The organism is Treponema sp. R80B11-R83G3, from assembly GCF_054786115.1.
The window spans coordinates 1-1,092 of sequence record NZ_BDHF01000260.1 but is presented as its reverse complement, the minus strand read 5'-3'; the positions used below and the strand labels follow the sequence as shown (position 1 = coordinate 1,092).

General features: G+C 40.0%; 1 protein-coding gene. It reads right to left on the bottom strand.

Annotated elements, in window-relative coordinates:
• A partial coding sequence (locus ACYVRH_RS13150; RefSeq protein ID WP_461257349.1) for a hypothetical protein occupies positions 1-1,092 on the bottom strand: 1,092 nt, incomplete at both ends.

The following is a 1,092-nucleotide window of genomic DNA, read 5'->3' as shown; positions in this document are numbered from 1 at the left end:
TATACCTGAAAGAAAAAGCGTTAATCGTTCCCCCCGTTTCATCATCTTTTGTTTTTATTTTTACTTTCGCTCCCACCCTCGCATTAAACAACGCTCTGTGTGTTTTAATCGTAAACTCCCTTCTATCTTGCAATCTTTCTTCCAGTTCACGGATAACCCAATCCTCATATTGCATAACGGTAATATTTCCCCTAACTATTCCGTATTCCGAAAAATAAGAGCCGGTAACATTAAGCGCAACCGTACCCAATGTTTCTACCGCTTCTATATCTTTCATAAAACATGACCTATTCAAATCAAGAATAATCGGTCTGCCATAAATGACAGCCTTATACAAATCGCCGTCAGTTTCTTTGGCAAGCGTCAGTATTGCCCTGTCATGGTTTGAAGTAACGTCATAATGCGAATAAGAAAATGGACCGCCATCAAAATCAAGCCTATTCTCTGCTTCATCTTTACCGTCTATCTGATCAGCAAATAAAACATTTCGCTCTTTACCGTCAGCGTCTTTTATCCTGTATCTTGCTTCATATTTACCTGCCTCAATTTCACGCTCCAACGGATATTTAAAAGGGTAATGTGGCTGTAAAAACTCATCATAAAAAACAGGTGAATCGTCATACCGCCAAATTTCCTGTCTCTCTAAAACAACAGGCATATTGACTTTTAATCGCACCGTATTCCGGTACAGTTCCTCCCTTGCCGTTATCCGTAAATAAAAAATATCTTCGCCCTTAAAAATATATGAACATTCCTCATTGCTCATTTCTAATTGCTCATCTTGGTACGGTGAATGGGCAAAAACTAATGGCTTTTCTACTGGACACTCCAAATGGCAACGGCAAGCTGTGGCCATGCTCGATAATTCAGACCAAACATTTTTACTTAATTTGACATAAGGAAGCGTAACCGGAATAGTGGAACAGTCAATATCAGACACATCAAGCCCCGCCCTTTGAGCTATCCCATGCACTAATGATTTATGCGGTTGAGTTTTATCGCACACCACCGAATAAATAAAAACGGCAGGTAAAGACCAATCCCTAGCCTCGTCAGTTTTGCGTAACTTGTAAGAAAAATCCCTAAGCCCGA